22 protein-coding genes, 1 tRNA gene and 1 other RNA gene are annotated in these 21,203 nt (G+C 39.2%); all 24 read left to right on the top strand.

Annotated features, from left to right (window positions below):
- The first annotated feature begins 27 nt into the window (after nucleotides 1–27).
- The 24 genes from queD to B1A77_RS09085 all read left to right on the top strand — a co-directional run bounded on the left by queD (nucleotide 28) and on the right by B1A77_RS09085 (nucleotide 21,127).
- Complete coding sequence (queD, locus tag B1A77_RS09200; protein WP_021148329.1) at nucleotides 28–366, top strand: 6-carboxytetrahydropterin synthase QueD; 339 nt, start codon at nucleotides 28–30, stop codon at nucleotides 364–366.
- Entirely contained in the window at nucleotides 353–1,096 is a 744-nt protein-coding gene (locus B1A77_RS09195) for a 4Fe-4S cluster-binding domain-containing protein (RefSeq protein WP_042986446.1), read from the top strand. The genes queD and B1A77_RS09195 overlap by 14 nt, the downstream gene beginning before the upstream one ends.
- Before the next feature lie 86 nt (nucleotides 1,097–1,182).
- Nucleotides 1,183–1,746, top strand: coding sequence for a GTP cyclohydrolase I (folE, locus tag B1A77_RS09190; protein WP_021148327.1), 564 nt, complete (start codon nucleotides 1,183–1,185; stop codon nucleotides 1,744–1,746).
- Nucleotides 1,747–1,811: 65 nt separating this feature from the next.
- A tRNA-Ile gene (locus B1A77_RS09185) sits at nucleotides 1,812–1,886 on the top strand.
- Between the two features lie 192 nt (nucleotides 1,887–2,078).
- Nucleotides 2,079–2,810 (top strand): tRNA (adenine(22)-N(1))-methyltransferase, encoded by a 732-nt coding sequence (locus B1A77_RS09180; RefSeq protein ID WP_077708558.1) that lies wholly within the window; start codon nucleotides 2,079–2,081, stop codon nucleotides 2,808–2,810.
- Between the two features lie 15 nt (nucleotides 2,811–2,825).
- Complete coding sequence (locus B1A77_RS09175) at nucleotides 2,826–3,929, top strand: Nif3-like dinuclear metal center hexameric protein (RefSeq protein WP_077708557.1); 1,104 nt, start codon at nucleotides 2,826–2,828, stop codon at nucleotides 3,927–3,929.
- Between the two features lie 49 nt (nucleotides 3,930–3,978).
- Nucleotides 3,979–4,329: RNase P RNA component class A (gene rnpB, locus B1A77_RS09170), an RNA gene on the top strand.
- Between the two features lie 57 nt (nucleotides 4,330–4,386).
- Complete coding sequence (locus B1A77_RS09165; RefSeq protein ID WP_004698670.1) at nucleotides 4,387–4,716, top strand: thioredoxin family protein; 330 nt, start codon at nucleotides 4,387–4,389, stop codon at nucleotides 4,714–4,716.
- 273 nt (nucleotides 4,717–4,989) lie between these two features.
- Nucleotides 4,990–6,129, top strand: a complete 1,140-nt coding sequence (locus B1A77_RS09160; RefSeq protein WP_004696383.1) for a hydrogenase small subunit — start codon at nucleotides 4,990–4,992, stop codon at nucleotides 6,127–6,129.
- Complete coding sequence (locus B1A77_RS09155) at nucleotides 6,129–8,030, top strand: nickel-dependent hydrogenase large subunit (protein WP_077708556.1); 1,902 nt, start codon at nucleotides 6,129–6,131, stop codon at nucleotides 8,028–8,030. Before B1A77_RS09160 ends, B1A77_RS09155 begins: the two co-directional genes overlap by 1 nt.
- Nucleotides 8,031–8,044: 14 nt before the next feature.
- The gene (cybH, locus tag B1A77_RS09150; RefSeq protein ID WP_077708555.1) at nucleotides 8,045–8,854 is read left to right on the top strand and encodes a Ni/Fe-hydrogenase, b-type cytochrome subunit; all 810 of its coding nucleotides are present in this window, start codon (nucleotides 8,045–8,047) and stop codon (nucleotides 8,852–8,854) included.
- Nucleotides 8,847–9,443: a HyaD/HybD family hydrogenase maturation endopeptidase gene (locus B1A77_RS09145; RefSeq protein ID WP_077708554.1), complete on the top strand. Its 597-nt coding sequence runs from the start codon at nucleotides 8,847–8,849 to the stop codon at nucleotides 9,441–9,443. Before cybH ends, B1A77_RS09145 begins: the two co-directional genes overlap by 8 nt.
- 50 nt (nucleotides 9,444–9,493) lie before the next feature.
- The gene (locus B1A77_RS09140) at nucleotides 9,494–9,871 is read left to right on the top strand and encodes a hydrogenase expression/formation C-terminal domain-containing protein (RefSeq protein ID WP_008714244.1); all 378 of its coding nucleotides are present in this window, start codon (nucleotides 9,494–9,496) and stop codon (nucleotides 9,869–9,871) included.
- A 376-nt stretch (nucleotides 9,872–10,247) separates the two neighbouring features.
- A complete protein-coding gene (locus B1A77_RS09135; RefSeq protein WP_004696372.1) occupies nucleotides 10,248–11,258 on the top strand; it encodes a glycosyltransferase family 2 protein in 1,011 nt (336 codons plus the stop codon).
- An 84-nt stretch (nucleotides 11,259–11,342) separates the two neighbouring features.
- On the top strand, nucleotides 11,343–12,155 hold the full coding sequence (locus B1A77_RS09130; RefSeq protein WP_008714242.1) for a C40 family peptidase: 813 nt from the start codon (nucleotides 11,343–11,345) through the stop codon (nucleotides 12,153–12,155).
- A 277-nt stretch (nucleotides 12,156–12,432) separates the two neighbouring features.
- Nucleotides 12,433–15,048, top strand: coding sequence for an alanine--tRNA ligase (gene alaS / locus B1A77_RS09125; protein WP_077708553.1), 2,616 nt, complete (start codon nucleotides 12,433–12,435; stop codon nucleotides 15,046–15,048).
- A gap of 154 nt (nucleotides 15,049–15,202) precedes the next feature.
- A complete protein-coding gene (locus tag B1A77_RS09120; RefSeq protein ID WP_004696366.1) occupies nucleotides 15,203–15,463 on the top strand; it encodes an IreB family regulatory phosphoprotein in 261 nt (86 codons plus the stop codon).
- Nucleotides 15,463–15,882, top strand: coding sequence for a Holliday junction resolvase RuvX (ruvX, locus tag B1A77_RS09115; protein WP_004696363.1), 420 nt, complete (start codon nucleotides 15,463–15,465; stop codon nucleotides 15,880–15,882). The genes B1A77_RS09120 and ruvX overlap by 1 nt, the downstream gene beginning before the upstream one ends.
- Before the next feature lie 25 nt (nucleotides 15,883–15,907).
- The gene (locus tag B1A77_RS09110) at nucleotides 15,908–16,204 is read left to right on the top strand and encodes a DUF1292 domain-containing protein (RefSeq protein WP_008601328.1); all 297 of its coding nucleotides are present in this window, start codon (nucleotides 15,908–15,910) and stop codon (nucleotides 16,202–16,204) included.
- Nucleotides 16,205–16,447: 243 nt separating this feature from the next.
- The gene (gene mltG / locus B1A77_RS09105; RefSeq protein ID WP_021148317.1) at nucleotides 16,448–17,881 is read left to right on the top strand and encodes an endolytic transglycosylase MltG; all 1,434 of its coding nucleotides are present in this window, start codon (nucleotides 16,448–16,450) and stop codon (nucleotides 17,879–17,881) included.
- A 23-nt stretch (nucleotides 17,882–17,904) separates the two neighbouring features.
- Nucleotides 17,905–18,513 (top strand): O-methyltransferase, encoded by a 609-nt coding sequence (locus tag B1A77_RS09100; RefSeq protein ID WP_077708552.1) that lies wholly within the window; start codon nucleotides 17,905–17,907, stop codon nucleotides 18,511–18,513.
- On the top strand, nucleotides 18,513–19,757 hold the full coding sequence (locus tag B1A77_RS09095; RefSeq protein ID WP_077708551.1) for a peptidase U32 family protein: 1,245 nt from the start codon (nucleotides 18,513–18,515) through the stop codon (nucleotides 19,755–19,757). The genes B1A77_RS09100 and B1A77_RS09095 overlap by 1 nt, the downstream gene beginning before the upstream one ends.
- A 3-nt stretch (nucleotides 19,758–19,760) precedes the next feature.
- Nucleotides 19,761–20,036: a DUF4911 domain-containing protein gene (locus B1A77_RS09090; RefSeq protein ID WP_077708550.1), complete on the top strand. Its 276-nt coding sequence runs from the start codon at nucleotides 19,761–19,763 to the stop codon at nucleotides 20,034–20,036.
- A gap of 101 nt (nucleotides 20,037–20,137) precedes the next feature.
- On the top strand, nucleotides 20,138–21,127 hold the full coding sequence (locus B1A77_RS09085) for a hypothetical protein (protein ID WP_077708549.1): 990 nt from the start codon (nucleotides 20,138–20,140) through the stop codon (nucleotides 21,125–21,127).
- The last annotated feature ends 76 nt before the right edge of the window (nucleotides 21,128–21,203 follow it).

Genomic DNA, 21,203 nt, shown 5'->3' with positions numbered 1-21,203 from the left:
AAGCTTATGTAATAGATAGGAGATATAATGTTTACAGTTACTAAACGGTTAGAGGTGAGTGCATCTCATCAATTAAAACTAGATTATCCGAGTAAATGTCAAAATCTTCATGGGCATAACTGGATTATTACAGTTCATGCACGCTCTGAAGAGTTAGATCATAACGGGATGGTCATCGACTTTACGATTATTAAAGAAAAAATTCATGGTCGCTTGGATCATCGCCATATCAACGATGTACTAGGTGACATTAATCCCACTGCGGAGAATATGGCAAAATGGATTGCTGATGAATTGGGCCCAAAATGCTTTAAAGTAGAGGTTCAAGAATCTGAAGGGAACACAGCTGTTTATGAACGTGATTGAGATTTTTGCCTCTATTGATGGGGAAGGTAGTCGGCAAGGCTTGCTGACTACATTTTTACGTCTTCATGATTGCAATATTCGCTGTTCCTATTGCGATACGACTTATAGTTACGGCATTGATAGTATTTTCACAGAGATGACTGTAGCTGAGGTGGCTGATGTTATTGAAAGCTTAGGTAATCATCGCATTACTATTACTGGTGGGGAGCCCTTATTGCAAGAAGCCGCTGTAGTAGAGCTAATCGATGAGTTAAATCGTCGGAAGGCTGAAACAATGCAGGATAATACATCAGGTCAAGCTGGTTCAACTTGTATTATTGATATAGATAAATTTGATAAACGAGAGATGCTTAATAATAGCCTTTATGATTTCAATATTGAAACAAATGGCACGATTATACCGAGTTTTCATAGAGATAATGTGTGGTTTACCTACGATTATAAAACACCGTCTTCTTTAGCCGAAGAGTCTATGAATATAGACATATTCAAGGTGGCTACAGAACGAGATCTTATCAAGTTTGTCGTTGGTTCTCCAGAAGATTTGGATTGTATGCGTCGCATAATTGACCAATATCCTACAGCGGCTCAAATATATGTATCGCCTGTATGGGGACAGATTGAAGCGGTATTGATTATCGATTATATGAAAGCATATAATTTGCAAAATGTACGATTTCAACTGCAAATCCATAAATTTGTCTGGGATCCAGATACAAAGGGTGTATAGTATTATTAGGATGTGTAGTGTCAGTATCTTTTTTTATGCATAGTATGATATGGGATCTGATGGAATCTTGATATAAAGGGGTAAATATGGATACAAAAAAAATAGAATCGCTTATATATCAGTTGTTAGAAGCACTAGGTGAGGATCCTAATCGGGACGGTTTGTTAGAAACACCGAAACGGGTAGCTCAAATGATGGAAGAGGTATATGAAGGCATTCAGTATACAAATGCTGAAATTGCAGAAATGTATGGTAAAACCTTCGCTGTAGATACAAATCAAATGGTAGTAGTAAAGGATATTACTTGCTTCTCTCATTGTGAACATCATATGGCATTGATGTATGATATGAGTATCAGTATTGGGTATATACCAAAAGGTCGTGTCATAGGTTTATCTAAGATTCCTCGCATAGCTGAAATGTGTTGCAAGCGTTTACAATTGCAAGAAAAAATTGGTGAAGATATTGCGGAAGTAATTTCTTTAGCGACAGGGTCTAATGATGTTATTGTGCACATTATATCGTCGCACAGCTGCATGAGTGCACGAGGCATTAAATCTACAGATAGCCAAACGACTACACTAACTACTAAAGGCGTATTTAACGAAGATCATATGATTCACCGTTTTATGCTAATGAAACAGTCTTAAGATTTGAGTTTCCTTGACTAAATGATAGTCTATTCGGTATAATTAATAAGCTAGAAACTAACTGAGGGCCTATAGCTCAGGGGTAGAGCAACCGGCTCATAACCGGTCGGTCCCTGGTTCGAACCCAGGTGGGCCCACCATTATGTTGATATCTACCGTCCTTGAGATTTCAAGGACGGTTATTTTTATATGTAGCTCATTTTGAGGTAACATAATAGAGATTATTTCAGAATAGTATTGTGTTTAGAGCTATATAAACGAGAACAAATAAGTAAGAAAATAATCAAGAATTAGTAATTAAGAATAAATGATTAGTAATAGTAGAGGAAGTTATGGAACCTAGACCTATGATGGACCGCCTAGAAGCGGTATTCTCAATCGTACCTAAGGCTCATGCCATTGCCGATATCGGTACCGATCATGGCTATTTAGCGGTAGAGCTCATCAACCGTCAACGCGCTGAATATGTCATTGCCGGTGATGTACATAAAGGTCCGTTAGAGTCTGCAAGATCATATGTTGAGTCTTGTGGACTAGCCGATAAAGTAGATTGTCGTTTAGGCGATGGTCTTAAAGTGACAGAAAAGGGCGAGTTGAACGGCGCCATTTGTTGTGGTATGGGTGGATTTTTAATGCGAGATATTGTAGATGCAGGCCCAGAACCATTAGAGTTCTATGTACTCCAACCACAGAATGGACAAAAAGAATTACGTCAATATATGGTTCAAAAGGGATATGTTATTGTTCTAGAAATTATCGTAGAAGATGCTGGTAAGCTCTATACAGCATTTTTAGCCGTGCGCAATGACTGCGTGGAAGCTTATACAGGTATGACTGAATATGTAGATGTTTATCAATCGTTACCGGAAGACTCCTTGTTGTGGTCTGTAGGGGCTTTATTGGAACAAGATAGACCACCACTTTGGATGAAATATATAGAGTATTTAATATATCAACGACAATGTGCATTAGATGATATGACAGAGAAATTAAATCATACTGATAAATATCAGGATTTAGAGCAGGAAGTTAATTTTCTTCGTAATCTTTTAGAGAATAAATAGAAAGAAGTGAGTTGTATGATAACGGTTCAACAAGTTATTACCTTGATGGAGCAATTAGCACCGCGTTCTTATGCAGAGTCTTGGGATAATGTAGGTTTAATGGTGGGCGATCGGAATGTAGTTGTTACAGGTGTAGTGACTACGTTAGACGTAACAGAAGAAACCGTAGAATATGCTATTGAACAAAATTGTAATTTAATTGTTAGCCACCACCCATTAATCTTTAAAGGGTTGAAACAGATATCATGTGATACTGCTCATGGGCGTACGATTAATAAGCTGATTCAACATAAGATTGCCGTATATAGTGCTCATACAAATCTTGATATCGCACCAGGCGGTCTAAATGATATGTTGGCGAAGCAATTGGGACTTATAGATATTAAGGGCTTCATTAAAACTGGTGAAGAGGCGCTTTATAAGGTGACCACTTTTGTACCTGAAAGCTCGGCTGATGCGGTTCGATTGGCGATGGGTGATGCAGGGGCAGGCCGAATTGGTAATTACGAGCATTGCAGTTTCAGTATCCATGGGGAAGGACGCTTTGTTGGTAATGAAGATTCTCATCCTGTCATTGGGGCAGCTGGTGCTTTGACAGTGGTTCCTGAGGTACAAGTGAATGCTATCGTTGATGGTACGCATTTAAGCAAAGTCGTAGCGGCTATGAAAGCTGCTCATCCATATGAAGAAGTTGCTTATGAGGTTTTGAATATAGTCGAGCCTACTAGTTCAACTCAATATCTAGGACGGGTAGGTCGCTTGCCTAATGCATTAAACTTAGATTCTTTCCGTGAGTGGGTACAAGAAGCGTTGCCTGATGCTAACATTCGTTTTGCTGGTATTGTGCCGAAAGCGATTCAATCCATTGCTTTATGCTCTGGTGCAGGTGCAGAATTTATTAAGGATGCTGCCCGGTTACATGTAGATGCCTATATTACAGGTGATGTGAAGTATCATGAGGCGCAAATGGCTAAGGAATTAGGCTTACTCGTAGTTGATGCGGGGCATTTTGGAACTGAGTCTATAGTGGCACATGGTTTACGTGACTATTTAATCTCTGCAGGGCTTGCTGTTCCTGTGAAAGCTTTCACAGAACAAAATGATTTCTTCTTTGTGTAATGATGCATTTTCTTGCAACAAATTGTTAGCTATGATAAACTGAATTGAAGCAAGTATGAAAGACGGTTGCGAGTCTATAAGACTCGAGGAAAGTCCGAGCTCCATAGGGCAGGATGCCAGATAACGTCTGGCGAGGGTAACCTTAGGGAAAGTGCCATAGAAAAGGAAACCGCCACGTAAGTGGTAAGGGTGGAAAGGTGAGGTAAGAGCTCACCAGCAGTCTGGTAACAGGCTGGCTCGGTAAACCCCATCCGGAGCAAGACCGAATAGGGAAGGGTTAAGGGTGGTCCCGCCTACCTTCCGGGTTGTGTCGCTCGAGCGTGCAGGCGACTGTACGCCTAGAAAGATAATCGTCACCGCGCAAGTGGAACAGAACTCGGCTTATTGATTGCTTGCTTCTATATTTAACATATAATTGATAGTATATAAGATTGTAGATCTTTGTTAGGAGAACTTCATGGCAATTACAGCAATTACTAGTGTACAAGAATTTGATGAGAAAGTGCTTGGCGCTAAAGGTTTAGCTATTGTTGATTTTTGGGCTGGTTGGTGCGAACCATGCACTGTTATGCGCCCAGAGATTGAAGATGTAGCAGAGCGTTTAAAAGGTCAAGTAGAATTCTTTAGTGTTAATGCAGAAGATAAAAATCTTCGCGGTATTTTGTTAAAAGAAGATGTTGATGGTATTCCATCCTTAGTATTCTTCCGCGATGGCAAAATGCTCGATTCCCTTGTGGGCTATAAAAAAGCAGATATGCTTGAGTCTCTAATAAAGGAAGTTATCTGATTAATTAATAACTAGGAATTCTTAGGAAATGAATAACATGAGGCTGTATATAAGGAAAGTTAATTTCTTATATACAGCTTTTTTGTTAAATTTCATAGTTTTCAAAAATGTTAAGTGATATAATAAAATAGTAGAAATATGATTGTCATCATGTTGGTTGAACTTCTTCAAAGTGATAGAGGACGCTAATAAAATGATTTCCGTCATAAACGTTGTAGTTTATTAAGTAATATAATTATATTGCGCAAAGTTGTTGTAAGGAGGCTATATTCCATGAAGAATCGTATAAATAGTTTGTGGACACTCTTCCAAGAACGCCGTTTGAGTCGACGAACATTTATGAAATCCTGTGTAGCACTCACTGCTATTTTAGGACTACCTCCAACGATGTTAGACACCGTTGTTAAGGCTGCCGAAACAACTGAATTACCTACAGTGATTTGGTTGCATGGTCATGAATGTACTGGTTGTAGTGAATCTTTTATCCGTTCATCCTCTCCCTTTACTTCTGATGTTATTTTAAACATGATCTCTTTAGAATATGATGATACTTTGGCGGCAGCGTCTGGTGCACCATTAGAGGAACATTTAGAAAAAATCATCAAAGAAAAAGCCGGTAAATATATCTTGGCTGTTGAAGGTGGCGTACCACTTGATGAAGATGGTGTTTATTGCACAGTAGGTGGACGTACATTTAAAGAATCCCTATTAGAAGCAGCTAAAGGAGCTGCAGCAATCATAGAATATGGTTCTTGTGCTTCTTGGGGCGGTATACAGGCGGCAAAACCAAATCCAACAAATACAGTTTCTGTATCTTCCGTTGTATCTGGCAAGCCAATTATTAAGGTCCCTGGTTGTCCTCCAATTCCAGAGGTTATGACTGGCGTAATCATGCACTATGCATTATTCGGTCAAATTCCACCTCTTGATTCTCAAGGCCGTCCTAAACAATTTTATGGCAATCGTATTCACGACACATGCTACCGTCGTGCCTTCTTTGACTCTGGACTTTTTGTTGAAAAATTCGACGACGATGCATCCAAATCTGGTTGGTGTTTGTATAAAGTAGGTTGTCGTGGACCTCAAACATATAATTCTTGTGGTAACTTACGTTGGTGGAATGGTTTATCCTATCCAATTCAATCCGGTCACGGTTGTATTGGTTGCTCTGAAAAGGGCTTCTGGGATAATGACGTATTCTACAAACGTTTACCAGATATTCCATTGGCTAATACCATCACGACTGCTGATACAATCGGTACAGTAGCTGCTGTTGGTGCCACTGCAGCAGTTATCGTTCATGGCGCTGCAACTCTTACGCGTAATAAAATTCTTGATATGAAAGAAGAAAAACGCTTAAAAGAACAAGGCTTGTGGGATGAAAAGAAACATAATAATGGAGGAGGTCACTAATGAAACGCGTAGTAGTAGATCCGATTTCCCGTATTGAAGGTCATTTACGGGTTGAAATAAAAGTTGATGAAGCGAGTGGTAAAGTAGAGGATGCATTGTCTTCTGGTACTGCTTGGCGCGGTATCGAACTTGTTGCTAAAGACCGCGATCCTCGTGACCTTTGGGCGTTCGTACAACGTATTTGTGGTGTATGTACTACAACACATGCCTTGGCTTCGTTAAGAGCTGTTGAAGATGCGCTTGGTATTACAATTCCTAAAAATGCAAACTATATACGTAATATTATGCATAGTAGTCTTGATGTGCATGATCATATCGTGCATTTCTATCATTTACATGCCCTTGACTGGGTTAGCCCGGTAGCAGCTCTTAGTGCCGACCCTGCTAAAACCGCTCAATTACAAAATGATGTATTAGCAACTTATAATGTGAGCGGTTTAGCACCTGCGGAAACGGCATCAAAAGACTCAGCCTATCCTAAAGAGTTTCCTAAGGCTACTACAGCATACTTTACGGCTGTACAACAAAAGGTTAAGAAAATAGTTGAATCAGGCCAATTGGGGATTTTCTCCGCTCAATGGTGGGATCATCCTGATTATAACTTGTTACCTCCAGAAGTTCATTTGATGGCCGTATCTCATTATTTGAACATTCTTGATCGTCAACGGGATATTGTAATTCCTCATGTTGTATTTGGTGGCAAAAACCCTCATCCTCATTACATTGTAGGTGGCATGCCATGCTCTATTTCTATGAATGATATGAATGCCCCTATTAATACGCAACGCCTTGCTGCTGTAGAGCAATCTATTGCATTGACTAAAGACTTAGTTGATAATTTCTACGTGCCAGATCTATTAGCTATCGGTAAAATATATGTAGAAAAAGGTATGATCGATGGTGGTGGCCTTGTGAAGAAACGCGTTATGTCCTATGGCGATTATCCTGATGATACGTACACCGGTATTTCTAATGGTGACTATCATAAGAAATGTATTGTTCGTTCCAATGGTGTTGTTGAGAACTTTGCATTAGGTGTAGATAAAGCAACATTCATCCCATTAGAAGGTAAAGATTTCATGGATCCTCAATACCTTAGTGAAGAGGTTGATCATTCCTGGTTTACATATCCAGATGGAACAAAAACACTTCATCCTATTGAAGGTGTTACTGATCCTAAATTTACAGGTCCTAAATCTGGTACAAAAGAAAAATGGGAATTCCTTGATGAAGATAAAAAATATTCTTGGATTAAATCTCCAACTTTCAAAGGGAAAACTGCAGAGGTTGGTCCATTAGCAAAATATATTGTTGTGTATACAAAGGTAAAACAAGGCATAATCAAAGACCCAACTTGGGCTGAATCTATGATTGTTCGTCAAATTGATACAGTATCACAAGTATTGGGTGTACCAGCTCATGTATGGATGACTACTATGGTAGGACGTACAGCATGTCGTGGCCTTGATGCACAGGTAGCGGCAAATATTAGCCAATACTTCTTTAACAAGCTTGTATCTAATATTAAAAATGGTGATACTACAGTAGCGGATATGACTAAGTTTGAACCAAATACATGGGATAAAGATGCTAAAGGTGTTGGTCTTGTAGATGCGCCTCGTGGTGGTTTGGGGCACTGGATACATATTAAAGATGGACGCTCTGCAAACTATCAATGTATCGTACCATCTACATGGAATGCGTGCCCTAAAACTGCAGCTAATGAACATGGTGCCTATGAAGATTCTATGATTGATACACATGTAAAAATTGCGGATAAACCACTTGAAATTTTGAAGGTAATTCACTCCTTTGATCCATGCCTAGCATGTGCAACCCATTTATACAATAAAAAAGGCGAAAAAATTGTTTCCGTCAATACAGATGCATTGTGTAAATAAAGGGTGGTGGACTTATGTTAATACATACTGACAAAAAGGCGTATGTCGTATTTAGTCTATGGTTGCGTATATTCCACTGGACTATGGTACTCAGTGTAACTGCATTGTTCTGGACTGGCCTATATATTGGTGATCCAGGCTTTGCTGCGATTACGGGTAACCCTGAACCAACTTTTGCTATTGATGGCTGGTTCTCTATGGAAACTATGCGGCGTATTCATTTCATTGCAGGTGTTATCTTAACATTCTCCTTTATCTTCCGTTTTGCAGGTGCTCTTTGGAACAGAGGGGATAGATTATTACCTAAATTCCGTCAAAAACGGTATTGGTACGGTCTTAAAGAAACAACATTGCACTATTTAATGATTCCTCAAAAACATGAACATCATTGGCTTCGTAATTCTTTAGCTAGAACTGCGTATATGATGGTATACATTATGTTCTTCTTTGAAATTTTAACGGGTTTTGCAATGTATTCGATGGTTAACCCTAATGGTATTCTAGGAACTTTATTTGCACCAGTGGTTACATTATTTGGTGGTGAATACAAGGTCCATATTATCCATCACTACATTGCGTGGGGATTCTTGTTCTTTACTATTGTTCACGTGTATATGGCATTCCGAGAAGATGTTATGGAGGAATCCGGCGAAGTATCAGCTATGGTTTCCGGTATGAAATATTACGCTCATGATCCAATTGATATTGAAGACCTCAATGGTAAACGTCGTCGTGGGGAACGTATTGATAAACCATCTGGTACTACATACCGTCCAAGTGATCCTAATGATCCTAGAGAAAGAGAATTACAAGAAAATGACTAATACAAGTACTGATATTATTAGTGGCTTGGAACAATACGCGGACTCAGAGGGTCCGCGTATTGATTTAAATAGCCTTTATGATGATGGAGATAATGAAATTGTTCTACTCGGAGTCGGCAATATTTTACTTACCGATGAGGGATTAGGTGTTCATGTAGTAAAAGAATTGAAAGAGTCTTTCACATTTACGCCTGCGATTTCCATTATTGATGGTGGCACTATGGGAATGGAATTACTTACGTATATGCGTGGTATGAAGAAAATCCTTCTTGTAGACGCTATTAATGGCGGAGATGCTCCAGGAACTATATATGAATTTCCTCATAAGGAATTAGAACAATATTTTACGGAACATATTTCTGTACATGAAGTAGGAATGCAAGATATTTTGCGCATCCGTGCTATTCAAGAGGATCCATTAGAAGATGCAGTGGTTATCGGTGTAGAACCGGAATCATTGGAGATTGGTTTTGAACCTAGCGAGCCGGTACAATGTGCCTTGCCTGAGGTTAAAAAACGTGTTTTGAATGTACTACGAGAATGGGGCGTAACAGCTGAGCCTAAAGCACAAAGTGAAAATTTCATATAGTATATAGATAGCTTATAGAGTGTAAAGATAGTCTCTGTATAGGAGTATTTATGATTGAAAATTATGGTAATGTTCGCGCCGTTTTAAATGAGCTGCGTTTGGCTCTAAAGAATTTGCGTGAAACTGGTGAGACATATTCGATTTATATTGAAAAAACGGGTTTAACAGAGGAAGAACAAGTTGAAGTATTAGAAACACTTGGACGCGGTCATATTACGATTAACTTTAATGAAACTGATCAACCTGTAGAATGGTATGAATCACAATTTTCTGGAATCTGGATTGGGACTTATAAAAATGGTCGTGATGACTCAATTTTACATACCGTAGAGGTCGCTAAGTATCCAGTTGTAGCTGGTGCTTATATAGAGGATATGGAACTGGCGGAGGAAGATTTACAATCTTGGATTGATGCTGCTGGATTATAGTAAAGGAGACCCTTAACGGGTCTCCTTTTTATGAAAAATAGATGAAAATAGATATTTCCGGTAAATTTGTGATAAAAATACATATAAATTTTTGATTAATATTTAATAAAGTCAGAAATAATCATATTTATTTCCATATCATTAAAATAAATATTTTTTATAAATCGCTTTATTAATTAGATTTACAAATAAATAGATATTATATTGATTTACTGTATTTATATAAAAGATAAATGAAGTGTTTTGTTGGTGTTTTATAGATAAATGGCTTATTTACTGGCTTTATAAACATTATTAGGCTTATTGTTAACCTTTAGCATTTGCCTTAATTTACTAATTAACATAAAATATGTGAGTAAAATACTTTGGAGGATTTATGTTACTTTCTATTGTAGTGCCTGTATATAACGAAGAGGAAAATATAGCGAACTTTTATAAAGCTGTAACTGATGTTATGTCAGGTCTCACATATGATTATGAACTAATCTTCGTGGATGATGGATCTAGTGATTCGTCAGCTATGATACTGCGTGAAATTGCATTCAATGATAAACATGTTAAAGTGTTATTGCTGGCTCGTAACTTTGGGCATCAAACGGCACTTACATGTGGGCTTGATTATGCTCATGGCGATGCAGTCATTACAATGGACGGTGATATGCAGCATCCACCAGCATTGATTCCTGAACTAGTTCGATTATGGGAATCAGGGTATGATGTGGTGCGTACCATACGCGATTCAACTGATGACGCTAGTTGGGCTAAATCTTTCACGTCTAAGTATTATTACAAACTGATGAACAAAATGGCCGATGTTCCTATTGTTGAAGGCGGGTCCGATTTCCGCCTCATGAATAGTAAAGCATTGGGCACGTTGAAACGATTCAGAGAACATGGTCGATTTTTACGCGGTATTGTCGGCGCCTTAGGGTACAGACAAGCAGAGTTGCACTTTGTGGCACCACCTCGATTTGCAGGTGTCTCAAAGTTTAGTGTGCGTAAAATGATTCGATTTGCTCTGGATGGTGTAACCGCTTTTTCAAGGGTGCCTTTACGGGCCGCCTTGTATGTAGGTGTACTTTGTGGTGGAATGAGCTTTTTGCTCATTTTACATCTTTTGTATGTATATCTTACAGGACAAGCTTTGAATGGGTGGACAACCTTGGGCGTATCAATCTTGTTTATTGGTGGAATTCAACTCGTCGGACTGGGAATTATTGGCGAGTATGTAGGTCGTATTTTTGAAGAGGTGAAGCAACGGCCTTTGTATTGGGTTAAGTCAGCTATAAATTTTGAAGAGCATGAAGAGGCTCCGTTACTCGGACCAAGTAGTGCAGATGTTTTTATGGCACCAGAGGCTTATACCAACAAGAGCAAAGAAGACTAGCTGTATTTGTGAATGCAAATAAATAGACGGTTAGTATATTTTGAATAAATAACTTACTTTAAAAGTTTTTTGGAAAGGAAGCATATGAAGTCAAAATATAGTAAGGTTAAAATAACGGCATTAACATTAACTTTTGTGTGTGCCACAACAGCCATGGTTGGCGCAACAACATTACAATATGGTGATAAGGGCAAAAGTGTTACAGCGGTTCAACAACAACTAATTAAACACGGCTATAATGCTACAGATAAAAATGGTGTATATGGTAAGGAAACGAAGTGGGCAGTTCGTTTGTTCCAACAAGATCGTGGCCTTCCAGTGGATGGTATCGTAGGTCCTGCTACGTATAACGCATTGATGGGTGCTCCTCGTTCTACGAAGGCAGTATTGACTCAAAATGCAGCGACTAAAGCAGTAGCAACGAAATCCGCTTTTACAAACAGCAACGCGACATCCCGTCGTATCGCTGGTCAATCCATTAATGGCAAGAACGTTAAATTAAACAATATTACGAAAAATGAAACACCTAGCAGTATTCACGCAATCTTGGCAGAAGCTGACAAATACCGCGGTGTACCATATGTATTTGGCGGTACTACTCCAAGTGGCTTTGACTGCTCTGGTTATGTTAAATATGTATTTGAAAAACAAGGTATTTCCTTACCACGTTTGGCAGATGAACAGTATAACGTAGGTGTTGAAGTTTCTCGTGCGAACTTGAAAGCAGGGGATTTGGTATTCTTCGAAACATATGAACCAGGTCCATCTCACTCTGGCATTTATATTGGCGATGGCAAGTTCATTAGCGCCACTTCCAGTCGTGGTGTTGCAGTAGCAGATCTTGATACTGGCTATTGGGGTGAACGTTACATCGGCGCAAAACGCGTTGTACGCTAATTTAATAACTAGCTATAAAAGAGGCTATACGAATCAATTTTGTTTTGTTGATTTGTATAACCTCTTTTTATGTTTATTATTTACGATTTAACTAGCATTGACTAAATTTGACCTTTTCTTTTATTGTAAAAAATATGGATTAAAATTTATATCTTTCACGGTCTGATTGGATTGGTGTGAAAGTGCGGGAATTCCGCATAATCTCAATGTTTTTGATAGATTTTATATCGTTTTTGAGTTATAATGAAGAGTAAATAATTTTAGGAGGAATATACACATGAAGGGTAATGAACTGCGTCAAGCATACTTGCAGTTTTTTGAAAGTAAAGGACATTTAAAATTAGATAGTTTTTCTCTTATACCAGAAAATGATCCGTCTTTGTTATTGATCGGGGCAGGTATGGCGCCATTGAAGCCTTTCTTTACAGGTAAATTGGTACCTCCTTGTCGTCGTATTACAACATGCCAAAAAAGTATGCGTACCGGTGACCTTGAAAACGTAGGGCGCACAGCACGGCATCATACATTCTTTGAAATGTTGGGGAATTTCTCTTTCGGGGACTACTTTAAAAAAGAAGCTATTCATTGGGCGTGGGAGTTTTTAACTGAGGTTATTAAACTCGATAAAAATAGATTATATGTTACTGTATATCCAGATGACCAAGAGGCATATGATACATGGCATAATGATTGTGGTGTAGAAGAGAGCCATATCACGCGTCTCGAAGATAACTTCTGGGAAATTGGCGAAGGCCCATGTGGTCCAGATAGCGAAATCTTTTTTGATCAAGGTCCTGAACATGGTTGTGATGACCCTAATTGTGCGCCAGGCTGTGATTGCGATCGCTATCTTGAAATTTGGAACTTAGTGTTTACTCAATTCAATAAAATGCCAGATGGATCTTATGAACCATTACAACATAAAAACATCGATACAGGCGCCGGTCTTGAACGATTGGCTTCCGTATTACAAGGCTGTAAAACAAACTTTGAAACCGATTTGATTTTCCCAATCATCGAAGCCACTGCAAAACGCGCTGGTGTTACATATAACGAAGATCCAAATACAGATGTTTCTTTAAAAGTTATCGCTGACCACGCTCGTGCTGTCACTGCATTGATCTCCGATGGCGTATTGCCATCCAACGAAGGTCGCGGCTACGTATTGCGTCGTATTTTACGCCGTGCTGTACGTCATGGCCGTTTACTTGGTATTGAAGGTATCTTCTTAACACCACTTATTGATGTAGTCGTAGACATTCTTGGCCCTGGTATTACATCTATTGCTGAGAAACAAGACTTCGTTAAACGCGTGGTTCAAAACGAAGAAGAACGCTTTAACCAAAACTTGGAGCAAGGTCTTGAGCTATTAAACTCCTTGATCGATACATTAGCTGCTGAAAAGGCAACTGTAGTTCCTGGTTCTGAAGTATTCAAACTATATGATACCTATGGATTCCCTTGGGAATTAACAGAGGAAATTGCTTCTGAACGTGGTTTTACAATCGACCATGAAGGCTTTGAAGCTGCTATGAAAGAGCAACGTGAACGCGCTCGTGAAGCCCGTGTTAAAGAAGATGCAAAGGTAGCAACACCGGATATTACATTCTTGAAAGACGAAGAACTTCTTGAGGACGAGGCTGTAGAAGCATCTTCTGTATTGATGATAGGTAAAGGTGCTGAACGTTTACAAACAGCTGCTGACGGTGATGAAATTACTATCATCGTACGTACGACTCCATTCCATGCAGAAGGGGGCGGTCAATTAGGCGATACAGGTTTTATTGTGGGCCCAATGGGTAAGGTAGAGGTTCATAACACTAAACGTTTACCAGAAGGCACTGTATACCATATCGGTACTGTTATAGAAGGCTCCATCTCTGAAGGCGATGATGTCACTCTTGAAGTGGATACAAATCGCCGTGCAGCAATGGCTCGCAATCATACAGCGACCCATTTGTTACATGCAGCTTTGAAACAAATCTTAGGTGAGCATGTAAACCAAGCAGGTTCTTTAGTAACTCCAGATTACTTGCGTTTCGACTTCACCCATTTCTCTCCTGTAACGCAAGAGGAACTTGATCAAATCGAAGCTCTTGTAAACGAAGAAATTTTAAAAGCTACGGACCTAGCTATTGCTGAAATGTCCATGGATGAAGCAAAAGCAAAAGGTGCTATGGCACTCTTCGGAGATAAATATGGCGATGTGGTTCGCGTTGTTGAGGTCCCAGGATTCTCCGTTGAATTGTGTGGTGGGTCCCACGTAGGAAATACCGCATTCATTGGCTCTTTCCACTTAACTTCAGAAGCTGGTATCGGTTCTGGTGTACGTCGTATCGAAGCGATTACTGGTCGCGCAGCTCTTGATGCAGCAAAACAAGATCGTTTGACTATTGAACGCATGGCAAGCGAGCTTAAAACTAAAGCTCCTCAAATAGAAGAACGCTTACACCAAGTATTAGCAGAAGCTAAAGAAACTGCTAAAGAACTAGAACAAATTCGTAAAGAGGTTTCTGCTGCAGGTGCAGCTGATATCATTGCGGGTAAAGTCATGATAGGTGATGTAGAGTTTGTTGGCGCAGCTGTAAAAGCATCCTCTATTGATGAATTACGCGACTTAGCTGATATGGGACTTGATAAATTGAATGGATCTGGTGTGGTTCTTGTAGGCGCTGCTATGGGCGATGATAAGGTAAACTTTGTATGTAAAGTATCTAAAGATGTCGTTGCTAAAGGTGCAAAAGCAGGTAATATTGTTAAAGCAGCAGCTCAAGTAGCTGGAGGTAATGGCGGTGGCCGTCCGGATATGGCACAAGCAGGTGGCAAAGAGCCAGCTAAATTAATGGAAGCCTTAAAAGCTGGTGGTGAAGCCTTAAAATCTATGTTACAATAGGCATATAATTTTATAATTATACTTGTATCTGTTATAGAAATTTTTCATAATGCATAAAAAGTTACTGACTTTGTAGCTTTAATTCAAGTATAATAGTAGGTGAGATTTCACTTTTATGGTGAAATCTACCGATGTAATAAAAAGGAGGGATACGATGAACGTTTCAGATGAAACCATGTTATTCCGTAAAGTAGACGATGAACCGATGACCGCTGAAGAGGTGCTTACGCGTGTTTATCAATCTATTCAAGAAAAAGGTTACAATCCAATTAATCAAATCTTAGGGTATCTAATCTCTGGAGACCCTGCGTACATAACAAGTTATAATAATGCGCGTTCCGATATCCGTCGTTTAGAGCGTGATGACTTGATTGAAGAATTGTTGAAAGAATACGCAAAGGCTAAACAACTATAATGAGAATTATGTCATTAGATGTAGGCAGCCGTACTATTGGTATTGCCTGTAGCGATGCACTGCTCATGACAGCACAAGGTATTGAAACCATTCGTAGAACATCTCTAGAAAAAGACTTTAATCGCTTACAAGAACTCATTTCTGAATATGAAGTACATGAACTTGTGGTAGGTATGCCGAAAAATATGAATGGTACAAAAGGTGAACGGGCTGAAAAGACTGAAGAATTCGTTGCAAAGATGAAGGAAGTCATCGATTTACCTGTTACATATTGGGATGAGCGGTTATCTACTGTTATGGCTGAACGTCAACTCATTGCGGCTGACGTGAGCCGTAAAAAGCGTAAATCCGTTATCGATAAAATGGCAGCGGTTGTAATTTTGCAAGGATATTTAGATCGCTTGCAGTTTAATAAATAAGTATTTTCTTTAAGGAGGGTTTCCAATGGTTGACCAAAATTTTGAGGGTGAAGTGTATTATTTGGAATTCGAAGACGAACATGGTAATAAACAATACTTCACAGAAGATGTTATCTTGAGTCATGAAGGTCAAGAGTATGCCGTTCTTGTGCATGTACAAGATGAAGATGCTGATCATGAAGGTCAAGATGACACATACATGATCTTGGCTCGCATCGAAACAAACGAAGAAGGCGTAGAAGAATACGTACCTTTGGATGAAGAAGATGAAAACTTTGAAACTCTAGTAAAATTGTATGAAGACATGGATGAAGACGAATAATCGTTTTTAGCATAAATTTAGCGTATTGTCAGTGGACAATGCGCTATTTTTATTTTGTTATACATTATCATTGTTGTACAAAGACGAGACTTCATTTATGCTAAAGGCATAACAAATTCACAAAATTAATATATTGCATAAAATGTAATAAGTGTAATCATTGCCCTTTTATATAGGGGAAATATAGAGTTTATGGTATAATGAATTGATATACTGTTATGTTACAGAAAGGAACTCAACAACGTGAGAAAAGCCTTAAGATATATTTTGATCCTAGTTATTGTAGGTATATTAATTATTGGTGGAGGCCTTGGTGCATTGTACTTTGTACCGAATACCTTTGCTCAAGATGATGGAACACAAGTAGTCGTTATAGAAAAAGGTCAAACGGGTACTGAAATTGCAGATATGCTTTTTGAAAGGGGGCTTATTCGCTCAACTCAAGGCTTTAAGCTTTGGTTATACTTGAGTGGTACCAATGATAAGCTTCAAACTGGCCATTATCAAATACCTAATAAGGTAACTGTGCACGAACTCATTTCTTTGTTACAAGAAGGTCATGTAGAATCTATTCGTGTTACAATTCCTGAAGGCTATACAGTTGGGGATATCGCTATCGTTCTTGAAAAGAATCAAATCATGAAGGCGAAGGACTTCTTGGCTGAAGCTAAAACTTATGTACCATACCCATACATGAAAGGTACAAAACCTGCTACATATCCTGTAGAAGGCTTCTTGTTCCCAAGTACGTATGAAATCCCCGTAGGGGCTACACCTCGTGATGTTATTCAAATGATGGCTGATGAAATGAATCGTTATCTCACACCAGCTGTGAAGAAACAAATTCAAGCTCAACATATGAGTATTCATGACTTTGTAACTTTGGCGTCTATCGTTGAACGAGAGTCGTTATTTGATGCAGACCGTCCAACCATTGCAGGGGTGTTTAAAAAGCGTCTAGCTCATGGTATTCCATTGCAATCTGATGCGACTATTTCCTATGTACTTGGTTATGCAAAGGAAAATGTAACGATTGGTGATACACAATTACAAAGCCCATATAATACATATGTATCTAAAGGTTTACCACCAGGACCAATTGCAAACCCTGGTAAAAAAGCTTTAGATGCAGTATTACACTCTGAAAATACAGATTATTTATACTTCGTAGCAGATAAAGAGGGGCATAATCACTTCTCTAAATCATACGAAGAACATTTAGCAGAGGTTAATAAAATTTATGGCGCTGACACAGTAAAAAATTCTTCTGCTAATACTGAAGTAGCTGCACAAGCTGGTCCTAACTATGACGTAGCAGTAGCGACTACAGAGCCTAATTATAATTATAGTTCTGCAGAAGCAGTGGAAGCAGATTCTCAATATGTTGATGTAGAACCTAGTTATAAATACACACCAACTACAGTTCCAGCGGCTGAGGTCCCAGATCCTGTACCAGGTTCAACACAAAATCAATCATCGACGCAAGTTACGCCAACTGCTCCATCCTATGGAAATAATACAAATACCAATACGTATGTACCAACGACGACACCTGTACCTGAATCGATGCAGAACGTTATTCCTAATGCACAACAAGTACCACAAATTCAGGTAGAATCTGCAAATCCGGCTGAACGCTCTACGTTGGTAGTTCCTAGTGGTACTAACAATAGATAATGTAGGAGATTTAATCTACTTTCATGATATTAAATGATATTTTAAATGAACAGCGTATTTACGCGATGATTAATGATGTGCCGATTTTACGAGAATCTGAGGTTCATCTATTTGAAGAATTAATAGGTTTATACCGGCCCACCTCTGTGTTAGAGGTGGGCACAGCCATTGGTTACTCCGCTTTGTTGATGGCACCATTACTCGACGAAGAGGAAGGGCATATTACCTCCATTGAATTGGATGATGTGCGCTATGAAATGGCGAAATACTATATTAACCAATCCGATTATGCCGATAATATTACATTGCTAAAAGGCGATGCGTCTCAAGTCTTAACGGAACTCACAGGCGAATACGATCTAGTGTTTTTAGATGGACCAAAGGGGCAATATTTAAAACAACTTGAACTTATTCTGCCACATGTGAAAGAAGGGGGCGTCATTCTTGCAGATAATGTACTCTTTAGAGGCTATGTAAGGGGCGATAAGGAACCGCCAAAACGGTTCAAAACTATCGTAAAACGGTTACAAGAATACTTAACATATGTTGAAAATAAAGAATTGTTTAACACCACCATTTATCCCATGGGTGATGGTATGAGTGTGAGTGTGTGGAAAGGGCACAACAAATAATGGCAGAACATTTTATGGAATTGCTTTGTCCTGCAGGTAATATGGACAAGCTTAAAATGGCTATCCGCTATGGTGCGGATGCTGTATATTGCGCAGGTAAACGCTTTGGCTTGCGCGCAGGTAACTCTAATTTCTCCGATGAGGAATTAAAGGAAGCTGTAGAATTTGTACATGCGCATGGCAAAAAGATTCATGTTACATGTAATATCATTCCTCACAACGAGGACTTCGAAGGTTTAGAGGATTATTTGAAATTCCTTGAAAGCATCGGTGTTGATGCAATCATCGTTGCAGACATGGGGATTTTTAGCCTTGCTAAGCGCGTAGCTCCAGGTTTAGAGCTTCACGTAAGTACACAAGCTTCTACTACAAACTGGCATACAGTTCAAATGTGGAAAGAACTTGGTGCTACACGTGTTGTAGCGGCTCGCGAAGTGTCCTTAGCAGACCTTAAAGAAATGAAGGATCATGTAGATATTGAAATTGAGTCCTTCGTACATGGTTCTATGTGTATTTCTTACTCTGGTCGCTGCTTATTGTCTAACTATATGACAGGTAATCGCGATGCTAACCGTGGTCAATGTTCTCAATCTTGTCGATGGAAATATTCTCTTGTGGAATCTAATCGACCTGGTGAATATTACCCAATCGAAGAAGATGAACATGGCACGTATATCTTTAACTCTAAAGACTTGTGCTTGATTCACCGCATTCCAGATCTTTATGAAGCTGGTATTGATAGCCTTAAAATCGAAGGGCGTATGAAATCAGTTCACTATTGTGCCACAGTGGCAAAAGTATATCGTACAGCGATTGATACATATCTTAAAGAAGGTAAAGATTGGTATGTTCGTCCAGAATGGATTGCAGAATTAGAGAAGATTTCCCATCGTCCTTATACAGATGGCTTTGCAGAAGGTCGTCCTGATGAAACGGCTCAAAACTATGGTAAATCTACGAATACGCAGAGCCATGACTTCATCGGTTTAGTTATAGGCTACAACGAAGAAGAAAAATACGTTGATCTTGAACAACGTAATAACTTCAAGGTGGGCGATAAGGTAGAATTCTGCCAACCAAAAGGTGAACTTGTTGAAACAGTAATCGAAAAAATGACAGATGAAGATGGCAATCCTATCGATGTAGCACCTCACGCACAAATGAAAGTACGCATCTATATGGATACACCACTTGAACCGTACTCCATGATGCGCCGTGAGTGCAAACCTAAAGAGGATGAATAGTTTATGAGTGGTACAGCCTTAGAGCCGAGTAAATCAATCGGTGCATTTCCAGATGTACCCGACTTAACCACCTCTGGAGAAGAAGCGTATGTGTACTTTCACATTGATCCTAAGCATACGAATTTTATCAATCGCATCATTGAAGGCTATGAATATTTAGGTGTTATGACCTCTGTAGATACGAATGGGCGGTGCATGTTGCGCTGCACACCATCTACAAGGCCTTTGGCGCTTGAAGTATTGAGTAGCTTATCCGACTATGTCACTATAGAAGTTTAAGTATAATTTTTATTGTAAATCGTATGAGGGAATTTTATGACTATACTAGATTTACAATTACATCAAATGTATACAAATTGTAGAGAAATGAGAGTATATCTATGAAACAATCTATTTTGAAACGCACATTATTAACAGCTTGCCTTGGAGTATCTATGGCAGGTGTAGCTATGGCGGGTCCTGTAGGCCCTGTAATCATTCCTCAAGCAGGGGATGTAGTTGTTATCAACCATGGTCCTGATATGACGTTTACAGGGAATATCAATTTTGATGTGGAAAGCCAAACTAACAACAATTTACAAATTGGCTCTACTGTGATTCCTAATGTAGTATATGGTGCGGCATTCAATAAATCTGGTGCACCAGATACCATCATCCCGGCTCAAACCTATGTATATGTAGGCACAAAAGACGGGGCGAATGCTTTCACAGAAGCTAGCGATGCAGATAAAAAAGGTGCAAGCTGGAATGTGGAAACATTGAAGAAAACTAAATCTGGCGATGTACAATTGGCGAGCCGTGGCGTTCCTGAAAAACCGTTGGCTAACCAAGTGGCGACCATTAAAGACTCCATTATGCTTAGCGCTGTAGACCTCAGTACAACAGAGGTGGGCCGCAATAGCAAGGGTGTTTTATACATGACCGTGCCTAAGGAATTGAAATTGACTGCTGACACAGGTATTCCTGATGACGTGCGCGAAACGATGCCAGCCATGTTCCGCGGCAAGATGGGTGATTCCCTCATGGTAAACCTCATGCCTCTAAATGAAGAAGAGAAGCAACAATTAGCGGCAAATCCTCATAATGCAAATGCAATCGTATTTAACCGTGGTATGAACATGGCAAAAATGATCGGTTCCTCTGCGCGTACAAGCAAGGTGTATACATACATGAAGGACCATTATTTGAACCTTGTTATCGTAGCGAAAGATTACGATGATAACGGTGCTCGCGGTAGCGGTGTTATGATGGTATCTAAACAAGATAACTCTAATGATGTACTTTTAACACTTTACAAAGGCCCAGACCTTTCCACTAGCAAATTGGAAAAAGTAATTGGTGCTATGCTGTCTACAAACTTCAAACGTTAATTTGTAAATAATGTATATAAAATGGCTCGAGATTCTGATATGTTCTGCCTTCACTGGTTGTCTAGTAAAGGGGCCA

It is taken from the genome of Veillonella parvula (genome assembly GCF_002005185.1).
GTDB lineage: Bacteria > Bacillota > Negativicutes > Veillonellales > Veillonellaceae > Veillonella > Veillonella parvula_M.
This window is presented reverse-complemented; position numbering and strand designations above follow the sequence as displayed.

Excerpts from the sequence above, each read along its gene's own strand:
- B1A77_RS09120 (WP_004696366.1), top strand. The coding sequence starts at position 15,203 with ATGAACGTTTCAGATGAAACCATGTTATTCCGTAAAGTAGACGATGAA.
- B1A77_RS09110 (WP_008601328.1), top strand. The coding sequence starts at position 15,908 with ATGGTTGACCAAAATTTTGAGGGTGAAGTGTATTATTTGGAATTCGAA.
- B1A77_RS09195 (WP_042986446.1), top strand. The coding sequence starts at position 353 with ATGAACGTGATTGAGATTTTTGCCTCTATTGATGGGGAAGGTAGTCGG.
- B1A77_RS09160 (WP_004696383.1), top strand. The coding sequence starts at position 4,990 with ATGAAGAATCGTATAAATAGTTTGTGGACACTCTTCCAAGAACGCCGT.
- B1A77_RS09100 (WP_077708552.1), top strand. The coding sequence starts at position 17,905 with ATGATATTAAATGATATTTTAAATGAACAGCGTATTTACGCGATGATT.
- folE (WP_021148327.1), top strand. The coding sequence starts at position 1,183 with ATGGATACAAAAAAAATAGAATCGCTTATATATCAGTTGTTAGAAGCA.
- B1A77_RS09145 (WP_077708554.1), top strand. The coding sequence starts at position 8,847 with ATGACTAATACAAGTACTGATATTATTAGTGGCTTGGAACAATACGCG.
- cybH (WP_077708555.1), top strand. The coding sequence starts at position 8,045 with ATGTTAATACATACTGACAAAAAGGCGTATGTCGTATTTAGTCTATGG.
- B1A77_RS09140 (WP_008714244.1), top strand. The coding sequence starts at position 9,494 with ATGATTGAAAATTATGGTAATGTTCGCGCCGTTTTAAATGAGCTGCGT.
- ruvX (WP_004696363.1), top strand. The coding sequence starts at position 15,463 with ATGAGAATTATGTCATTAGATGTAGGCAGCCGTACTATTGGTATTGCC.
- B1A77_RS09175 (WP_077708557.1), top strand. The coding sequence starts at position 2,826 with ATGATAACGGTTCAACAAGTTATTACCTTGATGGAGCAATTAGCACCG.
- B1A77_RS09155 (WP_077708556.1), top strand. The coding sequence starts at position 6,129 with ATGAAACGCGTAGTAGTAGATCCGATTTCCCGTATTGAAGGTCATTTA.
- B1A77_RS09085 (WP_077708549.1), top strand. The coding sequence starts at position 20,138 with ATGAAACAATCTATTTTGAAACGCACATTATTAACAGCTTGCCTTGGA.
- B1A77_RS09090 (WP_077708550.1), top strand. The coding sequence starts at position 19,761 with ATGAGTGGTACAGCCTTAGAGCCGAGTAAATCAATCGGTGCATTTCCA.
- B1A77_RS09165 (WP_004698670.1), top strand. The coding sequence starts at position 4,387 with ATGGCAATTACAGCAATTACTAGTGTACAAGAATTTGATGAGAAAGTG.
- alaS (WP_077708553.1), top strand. The coding sequence starts at position 12,433 with ATGAAGGGTAATGAACTGCGTCAAGCATACTTGCAGTTTTTTGAAAGT.
- queD (WP_021148329.1), top strand. The coding sequence starts at position 28 with ATGTTTACAGTTACTAAACGGTTAGAGGTGAGTGCATCTCATCAATTA.
- B1A77_RS09130 (WP_008714242.1), top strand. The coding sequence starts at position 11,343 with ATGAAGTCAAAATATAGTAAGGTTAAAATAACGGCATTAACATTAACT.
- B1A77_RS09095 (WP_077708551.1), top strand. The coding sequence starts at position 18,513 with ATGGCAGAACATTTTATGGAATTGCTTTGTCCTGCAGGTAATATGGAC.
- B1A77_RS09135 (WP_004696372.1), top strand. The coding sequence starts at position 10,248 with ATGTTACTTTCTATTGTAGTGCCTGTATATAACGAAGAGGAAAATATA.
- B1A77_RS09180 (WP_077708558.1), top strand. The coding sequence starts at position 2,079 with ATGGAACCTAGACCTATGATGGACCGCCTAGAAGCGGTATTCTCAATC.